The organism is Acinetobacter sp. YH12112 (assembly GCF_013418945.1).
Lineage (GTDB): Bacteria > Pseudomonadota > Gammaproteobacteria > Pseudomonadales > Moraxellaceae > Acinetobacter > Acinetobacter indicus.
The window spans coordinates 19,167-35,618 of record NZ_VPBA01000002.1; the positions used below are offsets into that span (position 1 = coordinate 19,167).

Here is a 16,452-nt window from a genome sequence, read left to right on the forward strand (position 1 = left end):
ATGGCTGATCTAAGTAAAAAGGCAACAGCATGAGCTTCCCGATTCCCGACCAAAAGGCTAGGTTGAATTCCTGTTTTAAGCTCCGCACAATAGTGAATACGGGCCTTGTGCCCACCTCATAGGGTCAATTGCAGTGGAGCAATGTAGATGTTGAAACCGGCCAGTTCTCTCGTACAAAAATACAATGTTCCGGGACCCCGCTATACCAGTTATCCGACCGTACCGTATTGGGAAGAGGCCAGTTTTTCTCGCGAGGCCTGGCAGCAAAGTCTGCAACGGGCGTTTGCTGAATCCAATGCCAGCGAAGGCATCAGCCTGTATATTCATCTGCCCTTCTGCGAAAGTTTATGTACCTTTTGCGGTTGCCATAAGCGTGTCACCAAGCGCCACGAAATGGAGCAACCCTACATTCAGGCAGTGCTGAAAGAGTGGGATTTATATTGCCAGTTACTGCCAGACCGGCCGATGATTAAAGAAATCCATTTGGGTGGCGGCACGCCGACTTTCTTTTCTGTAGCCCATTTACAGCAGCTGATTCAGGGCATTCTGGCCAAAGCCACAGTCGCGCCCGAGCATGAATTCAGTTTTGAAGGCCATCCGAACAATACCACTCGTGAACATTTGCAAGCGCTGTATGATCTGGGCTTTCGCCGGGTCAGCTATGGCGTGCAGGACTATAATGAAAAGGTCCAGAAAGCCATCCACCGGATTCAGCCTTATGAACATGTGCAGCGTGTGACCGAATGGGCGCGTGATATTGGCTACACGTCAATTTCGCATGATCTGGTTTTTGGTCTGCCTTTTCAGAATCTGGAGGATGTTTTACATACCATTCAGCAGACCACCCAGTTAAATCCGGACCGTCTGGCCTTTTATAGTTATGCGCATGTACCGTGGATTAAAGGCAATGGCCAGCGCGGTTTTAAAGATGATGATGTGCCAAAAGATGAACTGAAACGTACCCTGTATGAAGAGGGCAAGAAGAAATTGCTGGCGCATGGTTATCATGAAATTGGCATGGATCATTTTGCCCTGAAAAGCGATGCCATGTATCAGGCTTTTCAGCAGGGCAGTCTGCACCGTAACTTTATGGGCTATACCGCTTCCAAAACCCAGCTGATGATTGGGCTTGGGTTATCTTCCATCAGTGATAGCTGGTACAGCTTTGCGCAAAATGAAAAGACCCTGGAAGATTATTATGCGCGACTGGAACAGAACGAAATTCCGGTATTTCGCGGGCATGTACTGACTGCCGAAGACCTGATGATTCGCCGGCATATTCTGAATTTGATGTGCAGTTTCCAGACCTCTTGGGCCGAACCAGAGATGCAGTTCCCGGAATTGCCTGAGGTGCTCAAGCAGCTGGAAGAAATGCAGGAAGATGGCTTGTTAACGCTGTTTGAGGATCATTTACAGGTTACGGAGCAGGGCAAACCGTTTGTACGTAATATCTGTATGGCGTTTGATTTGCGTTTAAAACGTAAAGTACCGAGTACCCGTATTTTCTCAATGACGATTTAATTTTTATCTTATCCAATTCAGCATTCAATCACATGACCCGGCGACAGGGAGGTCGCCATTTCACTGTATGGCAGGGATGCCATATCAGTGAAATAAAGGGGTTTGGTTACTTTGCCCCGTCAAAGTAACAAAGAAAAAGCCTTCATGCAGAGTGAAATGTTATTGATACAGGTAGTCTGCCAATTTGAAATAGTTTAAAAAGAAGCCATTTAATCGAGATAAGCGGAAAGGCGACATTCCTGTCGCCGGTCATTTGATTAAAAGGTGTTTTGACTTTAAAAGAGGGAAAGCTGTTTTTGGAAAACTTAAAATGACTTAGAAGTCATCTTTTTGGTACATATGTGCCATACGCTCATGTTTGGTCTTTAAATACTGCTCATTAAACGGGTTTAAACCCACCGTTAACGGCACGCGATCCACCACATTAATTCCTTGTTCACGCAATGCTTCAATCTTTAGCGGGTTATTGGTAATTAACCGCACCGCTTTGACTTGCAGATGATCCAGCATAATGCTGCACATATCATATTGACGGGCATCGGCTGGCAGATTCAGCATTAAATTGGCATCTACCGTGTCATGTCCCTGATCTTGCAGGGCATAGGCGCGAATCTTGTTGGTCAGGCCAATGCCGCGTCCCTCCTGACGTAAATATAAAATCACCCCTTGTCCGGCTTCATTAATCAGGCGTTGGGTGGCCTGTAATTGCGGGCCGCAGTCACATTTTAATGAAGCAAAGGCATCCCCGGTTAAACACTCGGAATGGACACGAACCAGTACCGGTTCGGTCGGGGCCTGTTCCAGACCTTTAGACAGTGCAACATGCTCTTCGCCAGTTTTCGGATCTTGAAATACAGTAATTTTAAATTCACCAAAAGCGGTTGGTAGTCTTGACGTTGCGACAAATTCTATAGGCACAGTTTTACCCGTTAAATTGTTCATGAATGCGTTAAAGTATAGCCTAATGCTCAGACATTAGTAGAATAGGATTGCTGAATTTCTGCAGAAGATTTTCTTTTTTGTAGAAAGCGAACGATAATAGTTGATAAATAGCAAGGTTATTCAGGATAATCTACGCCACCTAAACACTGCCCGACTGAAATCATTGCTCAAAACTACATCGCTAGAAATGTGGCTGATTGAAGATGGTACAATTCGACTATATGATCGAGTAACTCCCCCTTGACCTAGCTTAGGTTTTGCCAGGCTTTAGAAGGCTTTGCCACATATGTTGTATACAGAAATACCGACTCAACGCCCTGTAACACCGTTGCTGGATAGCATAGATCATCCACAACAATTACGTTTACTCGCGCAAAGCCAGTTAGCACAAGTGGCAGATGAGTTACGTCAATTCATTTTGTATGCAGCAGGGCAAAGTGGCGGGCATTTCGGTGCCAATTTAGGGGTCATCGAACTGACTGTGGCCTTGCATTATGCGTTTAATACGCCACATGACCGCCTGATCTGGGATGTCGGTCATCAGGCTTATCCGCATAAAGCCTTAACTGGACGCCGTGAACAGCTGACCACCATTCGAGCCAAAGATGGTCTGGCCGCGTTTCCGGCCCGTGAAGAATCTGAATTTGATACCTTTGGCGTCGGACATTCATCCACCGCGATTTCTGCCGGTTTGGGCATGGCGCTGGCTAGCCGTTATCAGCAGCAGCAGCGTGAAGTGGTGGCAATTATTGGTGATGGTGCCATGACTGCCGGCATGGCCTTTGAAGCCATGAATGATGCGGTGGCGCATCAGGCCGATTTAATGGTCATTTTAAACGACAATGATATGTCAATTTCCTGCAGCACCGGTGGTTTTGCCAAACATCTGGCGGCGCTGTGGCAGCGCGGCGAAAGCGTGCATATTGATGCTGCTGGCGAGGCCTATATCCAGCCACATCCCGAGTGGAACTACACCTCACGTTTGCATTGTGCTGCAACCGATGCGGCTGATAATTTATTTAAAGCGATTGGTTTTGATTATTTTGGTCCTTTTGATGGCCATGATGTTGATCAGCTGGTCAATGTATTCCAGGCGCTGAAAAAGCGTAAAGGCCCGCGTTTAATCCACGTTTATACCAAAAAGGGCAAAGGCTTTGCCCCGGCAGAAGCGGACCAGATTAAATATCACGCAATTAGTAAAATCAACAGCAGCGCGTCTGCAGCAGCGGCACCTAAATATTCCGATGTTTTTGGCCAATGGCTATCCGATGAAGCTGCACAAGATTCACGCCTGCTGGCGATTACTCCGGCCATGTGCGAAGGTTCGGGCATGGTGCAGTTTGCCAAGCAATATCCGGAGCGTTTCTTTGACGTAGCCATTGCTGAACAGCATGCCGTGACCTTGGCGGCCGGAATGGCCTGTGAAGGTTTAAAACCGGTGGTCGCGATTTATTCGACTTTCCTGCAACGTGGTTATGATCAGCTGATTCATGATGTGGCGCTGCAAAATCTGGATGTCACCTTCGGTATCGACCGGGCCGGTCTGGTCGGTGAAGATGGTCCAACCCATGCCGGAGCCTATGACTATGCCTACATGCGCACCGTACCGAATATGGTGATCATGGCGCCGAAAGATGAAAATGAATGCCGCCAGATGCTACACACGGCTTATCATTATCCGGGGCCGGCAGCGGTGCGTTATCCACGTGGTAATGGCGTTGGAGTCGAAATTCAGCAGCAATTGAACCTGATGGAGATTGGTCAGGCAGAAATTGTGGCGCGTTTTAATGAACAGTCGGATGAGCAGATTGCCATTTTGGCCTTTGGTAGCCGGGTCTATCCGGCCATTGAAGCAGCACAGGCATTTGCAGCCCGGCATGACATTGCCGTGCAAGTGGTGAACATGCGTTTTGTGAAACCGCTGGATGAAGCCATGATTGAACGCCTGGCTGAAAACACCCAGCTGTTTGTAACCGTAGAAGAACATGCAGTGATGGGCGGCGCCGGTAGTGCCGTCAGTGAATATCTGGCCAAGGCTCAGCTGGTCAAGCCTATTATCCATTTAGGTCTGGATGACAGCTTTATGCAACAGGCCACACATAGCCAGATGTTGCAGCAGGCCGGTCTTGATGCCGCCGGTATCGAGCAGGCCATGACCCAGGCCTGGAACAAGCTGACCGAGAGCGTTTCATCCTGAAGCAATAAATTTTAGAAACATTTATTCCCCAAAAGCCCCAATATTTGCTAAAATGTTGGGGCTTTTATGCATTATTCTTTATCAGTATCTTCAAATTTGTAGTGGGTGTTCAATGGAACCTATGGTGGTGATGGCTGCGCGTGCGGCTCAAACAGTTGGTCAAGAGCTTTTAAAAGCGCATCAGAATCGTCATAAACTCGATTTACAAGTCGAAGAAAAAGGAATTGATGGTCCAGTAACGCGTGTTGACCGTTACCTGGAACAGTTGACCATCGATACCCTACGTAAAAGCTATAAAAATCACAGTTTCTTGGGTGAAGAGTTCGGTCTGCAAGAAGGTAAAGGTCATGACGCCGATTGGTGCTGGGTGATCGATCCTTTAGACGGTACGCTTAACTTCATCAACGGTTTTCCGCATTTCTGTATCTCTATTGCTGTTCAGCACAAAGGCGTGACTCAGCACGGCGTGATCTATGATCCAGTCAAAGACGAATTGTTCTCTGCCAGCCGTGGTCGTGGTGCCATGCTTAATCAGCGCCGTATCCGCGTGAATGTTAAAGACAGCCTGGAGAATACGTTCCTGGCAGTGGGTCATGCTTACCGCGCCAAACGTAATGGTGAAGTGGTGTCGTATGCCAAAAACCATTTCGAATCATTATTGAACGTGACTGAAGCTGGTGCGCAATATCGCCGTGCAGGTTCTGCTGCGCTGGATCTGGCTTATGTGGCAGCTGGCCGTTTAGATGGCTATTTCGAGCTGGGCCTAAAACCGTGGGATATCGCAGCGGGCGAGTTAATCGTCAAAGAAGCTGGTGGTACTGTAGTGGATGCACGTGGTGGCAGCGATTCTATGGACAATGGTCAGGTACTTGCGTGTTCTATGAAAATGCTGAAGCCTTTAATGAAGGCAGTAGTACCTGCCTGGGGCGACGCGGCAAAATAATAGACGCATTGAGTGAAATGACAAGGCTTGCTCCCAAGCCTTAAAAAACAGCCCGCCCAGTCGGGCTGTTTTTTTTGCCTGTTATTTGTGCTTGATTTAATTCAAGTTTAACGACTGGTACAGAAATTAACGCAAAAGTTGATTAAATTAGATGACTTTTAAAATAATCCTGCTATAATCCGCCCACGCACTTAATTTCCGTTCATTACCTGAACATTTCTCTTCTAATCATTGTGTATGCGCGTGCGGTCCAAAGAGAGGACGATATCTCGCGCCCCAATCGCTAAAGCGATTCCTTCAGGTTAAGCCGTAATCATGCGTGCGTTATATCAACATCGTCGTTACTCGGATCGCCGCTGAATTCTTAAATTTTCAGCGTTCAATGCTGTGCCGCTTTTTGCCGATGTCCATTTGACTTTATTATTATGGAGCACCCAATTCTCGGGTGAAATACTCTATGAGCAAAACTTTTGCTGATTTTCCTCTACACGAAACTTTACAACAAGCGTTAGACGCTCTTGGCTTTACTGCGCCTACGCCTGTACAGGAACAGTCAATTCCTGCGGCATTAGAAGGTAAAGATCTTCTTGTATCAAGCCAAACCGGTTCGGGTAAAACTGCAGCGTTCCTTCTCCCAACGCTGAACGCACTTGCAAACCAGGACACATTCGTTCCGTTTAAAGAACGTATGAAAGCCATTACTCAGCCATCTATTCTGGTACTTTGCCCAACACGTGAACTTGCTCAACAGGTGAGCCAGGACGCGATTGCATTTGTACGTCACATGAAAGGTGTTCGTATTGCTGCGATCATGGGTGGTATGCCTTTTGGTAAACAAATTCAACAGTTAAAAGGTGCACAAGTGGTTGTAGCGACGCCAGGTCGTCTACTTGACCTTGTGAACCGTCGTCAAATCAAACTCGACAAAGTTAATGCGTTAATCGTTGACGAAGCTGACCGTATGCTGGACCTGGGTTTCTCTGAAGATCTGGAAGCAATCAGTGATTTGGCTGCAAACCGCGAACAGACTTTAATGTTCTCTGCGACATTTGCACCACGTATCATCACGCTTGCTGAACGTATGATGAATGAGCCAGAACGTATTGCGATCGAAACCGGTCACTCTACCAATACGGACATTACTCAGACTTTACACTGGACTGATGGCTTCGAGCACAAGAAAAAACTGTTGACGCACTGGTTGAGCGAACAGGATCTTGATCAGGCCGTTGTATTCGCTTCTACCCAAGAAGATACCGATATGCTGGCTGAAGAACTGGCTGAAGCAGGTCACTCAGTTGTTGCGCTGCATGGTGCAATGCCACAAACCGTTCGTAACCGCCGTTTACGCAGCATTCGTGAAGGTCGTGCCAAGATTTTAGTTGCAACTGACGTTGCAGCGCGTGGTCTGGACGTACCGACTATTTCTCACGTGATTAACTTCGGTCTGCCAATGAAGAACGAAGACTATGTACACCGTATTGGCCGTACTGGTCGTGCCGGTCGTACTGGTAAAGCGATTACTTTGGCGACTTACCGTGAACGCGGTAAAATTCGTGCGCTTGAAGATTACTTAGATGCACGTTTAGAAGTATCTGAAATTGAAGGTTTAGAGCCATCTCCACCTCCAGCACGTCCACGTCGTGACGGCGGTCGTGGTGGTAAACGTGACGGTGGTCGCGGTGGCCGTGGTGGTTTCGGCGGTGGCCGTCGTTTTGAAGGCGAAAGCAACTTCAAACGTCGTGAAGGCGGTGATGACCGTCCACGTCGCAGCTTCGACGACAAACCACGTGGCGAGCGTCCATTTGGTGAAGACCGTCCACGTCGTGAATTCAACAGCGATCGTCCGCGTCGTGAAGGTGGTTTTGGCGACCGTCCACAGCGTTCTTTCGATGACCGTCCACGTCGCGAATTCAACAGCGATCGTCCACGTCGTGAAGGTGGCTTTGGTGACCGTCCACAACGTTCTTTCGATGACCGTCCACGCCGTGAATTCAACAGTGACCGTCCGCGTCGCGAAGGTGGTTTCAATGAGCGTCCACGTTTTGACAGCAATGATGACAACCGTGGCAACCGCGTAGACTACAAACCACGTCGTGAAGGTGCTTTCGGTGACCGTCCTAAGCGTGATTTTGGCGACCGTCCAGCGCGTTCATTCGGTGAAGACCGTCCACGTCGCGAATTCAACAGCGACCGTCCACGCCGTGAAGGTGGTGACCGCCGTCGTAAATTCAACGACTAAGTTGAACTGAGCGAATTCAGAAAACCGGTGCTTGCACCGGTTTTTTTATGCGAGAAAATTTGAATTTTGATGAGGAAAATGTATACTGGTTCAAGTTTATTTAAGAATATATTAAGCGATGTCTCATTATCATTCGCACAAACTGCCCGGTGTGTCATCTATGAAAGAGGTGCTTATGCCATATATTTTTTTGGTTTTGCTGCTCTGTAACCTCATCTTTTTTATTTACAGAACTTTTGCCTAAGCTGCATCTCTTTGTTTCTACGCTCAAATTAGACCATAATAAAATCGTACAACTTGTACACAGTTTAAAAGAATTTCATAGATAACAATTTGTTCTCCAATCCTTTATAGTATGCATGCTGAAAAAATGCAGGAAAATCCTCAGCTATGAATAATCAGACACCTCTACAGGCGCCAGCACTGATTGAAGTCAATCACCTGAGCTTTAAACGAGGGGAGCGGGTCATTTACGACAATGTCAGCTTAAAAATTCGACGTGGGCAGATTACTGCAATTATGGGACCGTCAGGCACGGGTAAAACCACCTTGCTGCGTTTAATTGGCGGGCAGCTCACTCCGGATCAGGGTGAAGTGCTGCTCGATGGCAAGAATATCGGGAAAATGTCACGTCAGGAGCTGTTTGCAGCACGGGCGCGAATGGGCATGCTGTTTCAAAGCGGTGCCTTGTTTACCGATATGACGGTTTATGAAAACGTGGCCTTCCCGATTCGTGCACATACCCGTTTACCCGAACATCTTATTGCCGAACTGGTGGCTTTAAAGCTGGAATCGGTGGGTTTGCGTGGTGCCGAGCAGCTCATGCCGTCTGAACTGTCTGGCGGGATGAACCGTCGTGTGGCTTTGGCGCGTGCCATTGCGCTGGACCCGGAACTGATTATGTACGATGAACCTTTTGCCGGTCAGGACCCGATTGTGATGGGTGTATTGACCCGTTTAATCCGTTCATTGCGTGAAGCGCTGGATTTAACCACCATTATTGTGTCGCATGATGTGGCTGAAACCCTCTCCATTGCCGACTATATTTATGTGGTGGCGGAAGGGAAAGTGCAGGGTGAAGGCACCCCAGAACAATTAAAACAGCATGCCTCGCCTTTTGTACGTCAGTTCTTAACCGGTTCAGTTGAAGGCCCGGTCGACTATCAGTTTAGCCATCAACCCTATTTAAGTCATGAGGTGCATTCAGCATGAATGCGATTGCTGCATTAGGACGCCGTGTGATTGAGCGGGTACGTGGTATAGGCGTTGCCACATTAATGCTGCTCCAGATTTTATTTTCCATGCCAACCTGGATTGGCGTGAAACTGTTTATTTACCAGATGTACCGCGTCGGGGTGATGTCACTGCTGATTATTGTGGTCTCGGGCTTATTTATTGGTGCGGTGCTGGGCCTGCAAATGTACAGCATTCTGGTGACCTTTGGCAGTGAAGCCATGCTGGGCACCGCGGTGGCCTTAACCTTGCTGCGTGAACTGGCACCAGTGGTTGCGGCCCTGTTATTTGCTGGCCGTGCCGGTTCTGCCTTAACTGCTGAAATTGGCCTGATGAAAGCCACCGAACAATTGTCCAGTATGGAAATGATCGGGGTCGATCCTTTAAAACGGGTCATCTCGCCGCGTTTATGGGCCGGTATTTTCAGCTTGCCAATGCTATCCGTGATTTTTGCGGCAGTCGGCATTATGGGTGGTAAATTCGTTGGGGTAGATTTTTTAGGCGCCGATGAAGGCTCTTACTGGAGCGGTATGGAAAGCACCGTACAGTTCTATAAAGATATCTTTAACGGCACCATTATTAAAAGTTTTGTTTTTGCATTAATTTGTACCTGGATTGCGGTCTACCAAGGCTATGCCTGCGAGCCTACGTCTGAAGGTATCGCGACATCTACCACGCGTACCGTGGTGTATTCATCGCTTTGTGTTTTAGGTTTTGATTTCGTATTGACTGCGGTCATGTTCGGAGGTGTTTAATGAAATCACGTACTAGTGAGCTGGCCGTCGGTGTTTTTGTCATTCTGTTTGGTATTGCTTTATTCTTCCTGGCGATGCGGGTCAGTGGTCTGGTGGGCACCACCATTCAGGACAGTTATTCCATGACCGCAACGTTTGACAATATTAACGGGATCAAGCCGCGTGCCAAAGTGGCCTTAAGCGGGGTTAAAGTCGGGCAGGTCGAATCCATTACTTTAGACCCGGTGACGCGTCTGGCCACTGTGACCATGATTCTGGATGGTGAGTTGACCACCTTTAATCAGGAACAGTTACAACAGGTGCAACAATATGCCTTGGAAGAGTTGCGTTACAGCAGCGAATACACGGAAGCCGATCCTGCGCAACAAAAAGCAATGGAAAAGCAACTGTTGGATAACATGACCTCCATCACCAATATCGATGAAGATGCTTACATAATGGTAGCAACCAATGGTCTTTTGGGTGAGAAGTACCTGAAGATTGTACCGGGTGGTGGTCTGAATTATTTAAAACGTGGTGATCAAATCAGTAATACCCAAAGCACCATGGAAATTGAAGACCTTGTGACCAAGTTTGTGACCGGTGGCGCAGGCAACAAGTCATCATCCGATAACCCGGCAGATGAGACATCCGCTGAAACAACAGATGCAGAAGTGTCATTTGTTGAGTAATTGAGAGGAGAAATTTTAGTGAAGACATTGTTCAAACAAACCTTGACCGCAAGTGTTTTGGCCACGCTGGTGGCAGGTAGTGCATTTGCTGCACCAACCGAAACTCCTCCCGCATTTATCAAGAAAGTGGCGGATGGCCTGATTTCGCGTTTAAAAGCCGATCATGCCAAACTGCAAAATAATCCGGCCTTGGTGAAAACCATTGTGCGCCAGAACCTTGATCCGTATATCGATTCGCAAGCCTTTACCCGTATTGTGATGGGAACCTATGCGACCAATCAGTACAGTTCGGCTGCCCAGCGTGCCCAGTTTGAAAAGAATTTCCGTGAAACCCTGATTGAAAACTACGGTTCAGCCTTTGCGAAATTCAGCAACCAGACTTATACCTTACGTCCGTATAAAGCCAGCAACAGCAAGAACCCGGTAGTGACCATCGACTTTAACAACAAAGGCGAGAAAATTCCGGTATCGTTCCAGCTGGTCGATAAAGGCAATCAGTGGAAAATCCGTAACATCAACGTATCCGGGATTGATTTAGGCCTGCAGTTCCGTAACCAGTTTGCAGCCAACGTCAAACGTAATGGCGGCAATATTGATAAAGCGATTGCGACCTTTAAACCAGATGCAGAAGCTGCGGTTGATAAAAAATAATAGGACGTGCTGTGATTGAATATGTAAATCAGGAACTGCGGGTTTCCGGGAAAATTGACTTTAACAATGCCGAGCAGTATTACCAGCAGGGGCTGCAGCTGATTCAACAGCAGCCCGCCCCGGTGGTGGTGAATCTGGCCGAACTTGAGCAGGGCAGTACCCTGGCTTTGGCTGTGCTGGTGCGCTGGTTAAGACAGACCCCGGATGCGCAAGGGCTGGTCTTTAAAGCCGTCCCGGAAAAAATGATGAAGATTATTCAATCCTGTCATTTGCAGGATGATTTACAGCTCAGCGCTTAAACAAAAAGCACCTCAACCGAGGTGCTTTTTTATGGCATTAAGTTTCTCGCTTGACTCAAGGGAGGTGAGGAGGGATAGAAGATTAGCGAAACCAGCCCTCTCTCTAACTCTCTCCCTCAGGGAGAGAGGACATGTCGCATTAAATCCATTTCTTCCATCTGAAGTAAATCAGCGGCCCGATAAAGAAGCCAATCAGGATAATACTGACAATAATAAAACTGGTGGTGCCTTTGGCAAAAGGCAGTACATCGGTGTTCATGCCATAGACACTGGCCACCAGCATCGGTGGTGCCAGCATACTTGGTAAAATCGAGAAGCGACGGATGGTGTCATTCTGTTCGGTATTAATGAAGCCCGAAGTAGTATCGAGTAGGAAGCGCACTTTCTGGAACAGGAAGGCGTCGTGTTCGACCAGCGAGCGTACATCTTCACTCAGTTCACGGATATCGGCATCATAAATATGACTGCCCAAGGCACGTGGACGCGCTAAAAAGGTCAGCACACGGCGTAAATCAATCAGACAGAGCTGAGCTTTTCCAAGCATATCTTCCAGTTGAGCCAGCCGGGTAATCATGTCATCAAGGTCTAAAATCATTTCCCGGTGGCGGTTATTCAGCACTTCGGTAGAGTATTTTTCCAGGTCCTTGTGGATATCTTCCAAGATATCCGCAAGTTCATCCAGCTTGGCTTCTAGCAGACCGAGCAGCACCCAGGTCGGGTCTTTATAATCAATTTCATAATCATTGCGTCGTGCACGGGCCCGAAAAGCACGAAAGGCCACCAGTTTTTCACCGCGCAGGGTTAGCAGACGGTCCCGGTTTAAAATAAAGGCAACAGTTTGTACCGTGGCGAGAATACTGGAATTTTCTTCCGATTCATCATCGACCTGATAGTTTTTATTTTTCGTTAAAAAATAGGTGCTGATGTGTAAAACCCCATCATCATCACGGTAAAATCGGGCAGATGAGGAAATATCTTCCAGAGACTTTAAGGTGGGTAAATCCTGCCGGTAGGCGTCCATGACCCACTGTTGTTCTTCTTGTGAAGGGGCGATCAGGTCAATCCAGACCAGTTCTGGATGCAGGTCGAAGCCGCCGTTGATGGTGGCATCTTCCAGACTACCGCGCTCTGTGGCGTAAAAGGCTTCAAGCATTAGTCTTTTCTCCCTTGCGCAGTATGGGTTTTATTGATGGGTGTATTTTAGACAAGGATTTGATTAAAAACACTGTTTGAAGTGCTAATTTATTTAAAAAACCAGCTCAAGGGTATATTTGCGGCATCATAGCCGCTGAACATGGTGAAAAAATGACAAATTCAATTGCAGTCTTCTGTGGCTCGGCTTTAGGTTCCGATGCGGTTTTTGTGGACACGGCGCAGCTGGTCGGGCAAACGATTGCAAAACAGGGCAAAACCCTGGTCTATGGTGGTGGTCGCTCCGGGTTAATGGGTGTGGTCGCAGACAGTGCCTTGCAGGCCGGTGGTGCCGTAATTGGCGTGATTCCGGAGCCACTGGTTGATCGCGAGCTGGCCCATCCCGGTTTAACCGAGCTGCATGTGGTGAAGAATATGCATGAGCGTAAAACCAAAATGTCAGAACTGTCCGATGCCTTTATTGCCATGCCGGGCGGTGCCGGCACACTGGAAGAAATTTTTGAGCAGTGGACCTGGGCCCAGCTGGGAATTCATTTAAAACCAAATGCCTTTTTAAATGTCGAAGGTTTTTATGATGATCTGCTGCGCTTTATTCGCATGACCACTGACAAGGGCTTTACCCATGCACGTTTTACCGAGGCATTAATTGTGTCCGATTCTATGGATGAGATTTTAAGCCAGTTTGAACGCTTTCAGGCACCTGAACCGAAATGGGGTATGGCCGACCGTCAGGCCTTGGTGAAATAAATATGAACACCATTACCGTAGCTGCGGCCATTATTCTGAACGAGCAGCAGCAATTGCTGCTGGTACGCAAACAGCACACCCAATGTTTTATGCAGGTTGGCGGCAAGCTGGAAAGCGCTGAGCCACCGGAGCAGACCATCTGCCGGGAAATTGCGGAGGAAATTGGCTGTCAGGCCCAGATTAAACAGTTTGTTGGCCGTTTTGAAACCGCTACAGCCAATGAGCCGGATCATCGTCTGGTCAGTTATGTTTATTATGTGCAGCTCGATCAGGACCCGCAGGTTCAGGCGGAAATTGCGGAAATGAAATGGATTGAACTGGAGGATAAGACGACACGTCTGGCACCGTTAACCACAGAAGTGGTGATTCCCTGGGTGAAACAGCATCTGTTACAGTCGGCTTAAGGCTGGCTGTTTTTCAGATGATTTAACCATCGGCACTGGCAATACACACCGCATAGACCTTGTGACAGCCAAGTTGCTCCAGCTGCTGTTTCAGTGCACGAATTGAGCTGCCGGTGGTGACCACATCATCAACAATTAATACCCGGCGATAAGGCCGGCCGGTATCGGGCCGTAGCTGGAATTGCTGGTCCAGATTTTCCAGTCGTTCCAGCCGGCTTAAGCCTTTTTGCCTGTGTTGATGGCGCCGTACAACCGGTTGCCAGATTGGTAGCTGTAAATGGCGTGCCAGCACCTGAGCCAGCAGCAGGGTATGATGATAACCACGCTCTGCCAGTCGCTCGGTTGCCACCGGCATCGGGACAATGGCCTGTACCCGTGGATAGGTCAATTCACACAGGCTGCCCGCCAGTAAAGACTGATAATGCAGTTGCTGCTCATATTTGAATTGCTGAATCATCCGGTCGACTGGATAACGATAATGACAGGCCACCTGAATCTCGGTTTCCTGCCGGTAGACGTTTGCTTTTAACCATGGCAGTTGCTGCAAGCAATCTGCACAGACCCGGTACTGCTGCTGGGCCGCACTGCCACAGAGCTGGCAGGGCAGTAATTTTTGTAATAGCGTACGGCTATGCGCCAGCAGCTTAAACATAGGCATAACGTGGTGCTTCCGGCAGCCAGCGTTTGAGCAGGGCCTCGGCCTGCTCGGGATAATCTTTCAGCATCTGCTGGGCCACATAATGTGCCTGATTCAGCAGATGATCATCGCGTTCCAGCTTGGCCACCCGAAAGCCCATATCGCCGGTTTGTTTGGTGCCCAGCAACTCCCCGGGGCCGCGCAGTTCCAGATCTTTTTCGGCAATCACAAAGCCATCATTGCTTTCTCTTAAAATTCGCAGCCGTTCCTGCCCGTTTTGCGACAATGGATGCTTATACAGCAGGGCACAGAAACTGGCTTTGGCGCCCCGACCGACCCGGCCACGCAGCTGATGCAATTGCGACAGCCCTAAACGCTCGGCATTTTCAATCACCATGATTGAAGCATTCGGGACATCGACGCCGACTTCAATCACGGTGGTGGCAATCAGCAATTGCAGCTGGTTGTCTTTAAACTGCTGCATCACCGCCTGTTTGTCATCAGCCTTCATTTTGCCATGCACCAGACCAATATTCAGTTCCGGAAAGCGTTCCTTGATTTCAGCAAAAGTCGCTTCGGCAGCTTGCGCATCCAACGTTTCTGACTGTTCTACCAGGGTGCACACCCAATAGGCCTGTTTGCCTTCGGCACAGTTGCTGGCAATACGCTGTAGTACCTGTTCGCGCCGGTCCAGTGGAATGGTCACGGTCTGAATCGGGGTACGGCCCGGCGGCAGCTCATCAATAATGGAAGTGTCCAGATCGCCATAGGCGGACATCGCCAGCGTACGTGGAATCGGGGTGGCGGTCATCACCAGCTGATGCGGAGTCATGTGATTCAGGCCCTTGTTTCTTAAGGCCAGCCGCTGATCGACCCCAAAGCGGTGCTGCTCATCAATAATCACCAGTCCCAGCTTGGCAAATTCGACATTGTCCTGAAACAGCGCATGGGTACCGACCACCAGCTGGGCGCTGCCATCCTGAATAATCTGTTCGGCGCTGGCGCGGGCCTTGCCTTTCTGTTTTCCGGATAGCCAGGATACGGTCAGTCCCAAAGGTTCAAACCAGCGTTTAAAGTTTAAATAATGCTGCTCAGCCAGAATTTCAGTCGGTGCCATCAGCGCCACCTGCCAGCCTTCTTCCAGCGCATGACAGGCCGCCACCGCCGCCACCAGTGTTTTGCCGGCGCCGACATCACCTTGTACCAGCCGCAGCATCGGCTTGTTTTGTTTTAGGTCCTGGATAATTTCCTTCGACACCCGTTTTTGTGCGCCGGTCATGCTAAACGGTAAGCCGGCCAGTAACTGCTTGGCCAGATATTGGCTGGGTGCAAAAGCTGGCGCTTCAATCTGCTGAATATAAGCGCGGCGGGTCAATAAACTGACCTGATGTGCCACCAGTTCCTCAAAAATCAGCCGCTGCTGGGCCGGATGCGAACCCTGACCGAGCTGCAGCATATTGGCACTGGTTGGCGGCTCATGGATATATTCTAGCGCCTGTTTCAGTGCATAGCCGTTGGTAAATTTTTCCGGCAACAGTTCCGGCAGATCATCACTGTGCTGTTTCAGCGCCTGTTTGACATATTCGCGCAGTTTGGACTGGGTCAGCCCTTCGGTGCTTGGATAAATCGCCGTGAGCTGGGTTTTCGGTAGCGGAGTATGCTCGCTGATCAGCTGGATTTCCGGATGATACATTTCCAAACCACGCGCGCCGACCCGGACTTCACCAAACACGCGCAGGCGGTTGCCGACTTTGGCGCGGTCAGTCAGGCCTTTATAAATATGATAAAAACGTAAGGTGACTTTGGCGCTGTCATCATCCAGCAGAATTGCCATCGACTTGCGTTTGCCGGGTGGGAAATCGACCCCTTTGACAATGCCTTCCAGTAAATAACTGCGGCCGACGTTCAATTGGTTCATCGGAATGATCGTGCTACGATCTTCATAATCACGCGGCAGATGAAACAGTAGGTCATCTGTGGTGAAAATATTCAGTTTTTCCAGTAACGCGGCAGCAGCAGCGCCAACGCCTTGTAATTGATGGACTGCGGCCATGTCCC

Annotated in this window: 15 protein-coding genes; 11 read left to right on the forward strand and 4 right to left on the reverse strand. The window is 48.8% G+C overall.

Annotation, left to right across the window (positions count from 1 at the left end):
* Window positions 1-147: 147 nt before the first annotated feature.
* Entirely contained in the window at window positions 148-1,521 is a 1,374-nt protein-coding gene (hemN, locus tag FTU50_RS00790) for an oxygen-independent coproporphyrinogen III oxidase (protein ID WP_180054361.1), read from the forward strand.
* A gap of 315 nt (window positions 1,522-1,836) precedes the next feature.
* Here hemN and ribA read toward each other — a convergent pair whose 3' ends face one another.
* The gene (gene ribA / locus FTU50_RS00795; RefSeq protein WP_034598236.1) at window positions 1,837-2,439 is read right to left on the reverse strand and encodes a GTP cyclohydrolase II; all 603 of its coding nucleotides are present in this window, start codon (window positions 2,437-2,439) and stop codon (window positions 1,837-1,839) included.
* Between the two features lie 310 nt (window positions 2,440-2,749).
* Here ribA and dxs point away from each other — a divergent pair, with 310 nt between their 5' ends.
* From dxs to FTU50_RS00835, 8 genes are all read left to right on the forward strand, one after another.
* Entirely contained in the window at window positions 2,750-4,660 is a 1,911-nt protein-coding gene (dxs, locus tag FTU50_RS00800; protein WP_005180334.1) for a 1-deoxy-D-xylulose-5-phosphate synthase, read from the forward strand.
* Window positions 4,661-4,772: 112 nt separating this feature from the next.
* The gene (locus tag FTU50_RS00805; RefSeq protein WP_034597976.1) at window positions 4,773-5,603 is read left to right on the forward strand and encodes an inositol monophosphatase family protein; all 831 of its coding nucleotides are present in this window, start codon (window positions 4,773-4,775) and stop codon (window positions 5,601-5,603) included.
* 457 nt (window positions 5,604-6,060) lie between these two features.
* Window positions 6,061-7,845 carry a DEAD/DEAH box helicase gene (locus tag FTU50_RS00810; RefSeq protein ID WP_005180331.1) on the forward strand — a complete coding sequence of 595 codons (1,785 nt, stop codon included), beginning with the start codon at window positions 6,061-6,063 and terminating at the stop codon, window positions 7,843-7,845.
* A gap of 390 nt (window positions 7,846-8,235) precedes the next feature.
* Window positions 8,236-9,057: an ABC transporter ATP-binding protein gene (locus tag FTU50_RS00815; RefSeq protein WP_005180329.1), complete on the forward strand. Its 822-nt coding sequence runs from the start codon at window positions 8,236-8,238 to the stop codon at window positions 9,055-9,057.
* Entirely contained in the window at window positions 9,054-9,833 is a 780-nt protein-coding gene (gene mlaE, locus FTU50_RS00820; RefSeq protein WP_005180328.1) for a lipid asymmetry maintenance ABC transporter permease subunit MlaE, read from the forward strand. Before FTU50_RS00815 ends, mlaE begins: the two co-directional genes overlap by 4 nt.
* Window positions 9,833-10,504, forward strand: coding sequence for an outer membrane lipid asymmetry maintenance protein MlaD (locus FTU50_RS00825; protein ID WP_005180325.1), 672 nt, complete (start codon window positions 9,833-9,835; stop codon window positions 10,502-10,504). The genes mlaE and FTU50_RS00825 overlap by 1 nt, the downstream gene beginning before the upstream one ends.
* 18 nt (window positions 10,505-10,522) lie before the next feature.
* On the forward strand, window positions 10,523-11,155 hold the full coding sequence (locus tag FTU50_RS00830) for a phospholipid-binding protein MlaC (RefSeq protein ID WP_005180322.1): 633 nt from the start codon (window positions 10,523-10,525) through the stop codon (window positions 11,153-11,155).
* Window positions 11,156-11,166: 11 nt separating this feature from the next.
* The gene (locus FTU50_RS00835) at window positions 11,167-11,454 is read left to right on the forward strand and encodes an STAS domain-containing protein (protein WP_045795311.1); all 288 of its coding nucleotides are present in this window, start codon (window positions 11,167-11,169) and stop codon (window positions 11,452-11,454) included.
* 139 nt (window positions 11,455-11,593) lie between these two features.
* Here FTU50_RS00835 and FTU50_RS00840 read toward each other — a convergent pair whose 3' ends face one another.
* Window positions 11,594-12,607: a CorA family divalent cation transporter gene (locus tag FTU50_RS00840; protein WP_005180320.1), complete on the reverse strand. Its 1,014-nt coding sequence runs from the start codon at window positions 12,605-12,607 to the stop codon at window positions 11,594-11,596.
* Between the two features lie 152 nt (window positions 12,608-12,759).
* Between FTU50_RS00840 and FTU50_RS00845 the strand changes: the two genes are divergently transcribed.
* Both FTU50_RS00845 and FTU50_RS00850 read left to right on the forward strand, forming a co-directional pair.
* Window positions 12,760-13,353 (forward strand): TIGR00730 family Rossman fold protein, encoded by a 594-nt coding sequence (locus tag FTU50_RS00845; protein WP_005180318.1) that lies wholly within the window; start codon window positions 12,760-12,762, stop codon window positions 13,351-13,353.
* A gap of 2 nt (window positions 13,354-13,355) precedes the next feature.
* Entirely contained in the window at window positions 13,356-13,757 is a 402-nt protein-coding gene (locus FTU50_RS00850; RefSeq protein WP_168399737.1) for an NUDIX domain-containing protein, read from the forward strand.
* A 22-nt stretch (window positions 13,758-13,779) separates the two neighbouring features.
* Here the strand turns inward: FTU50_RS00850 and FTU50_RS00855 are convergent, their stop codons facing one another.
* Together FTU50_RS00855 and recG are read right to left on the reverse strand one after the other, a co-directional pair.
* A complete protein-coding gene (locus FTU50_RS00855) occupies window positions 13,780-14,415 on the reverse strand; it encodes a ComF family protein (RefSeq protein WP_180054364.1) in 636 nt (211 codons plus the stop codon).
* Complete coding sequence (gene recG / locus FTU50_RS00860; RefSeq protein WP_168383357.1) at window positions 14,402-16,447, reverse strand: ATP-dependent DNA helicase RecG; 2,046 nt, start codon at window positions 16,445-16,447, stop codon at window positions 14,402-14,404. Before recG ends, FTU50_RS00855 begins: the two co-directional genes overlap by 14 nt.
* Window positions 16,448-16,452 lie beyond the last annotated feature (5 nt).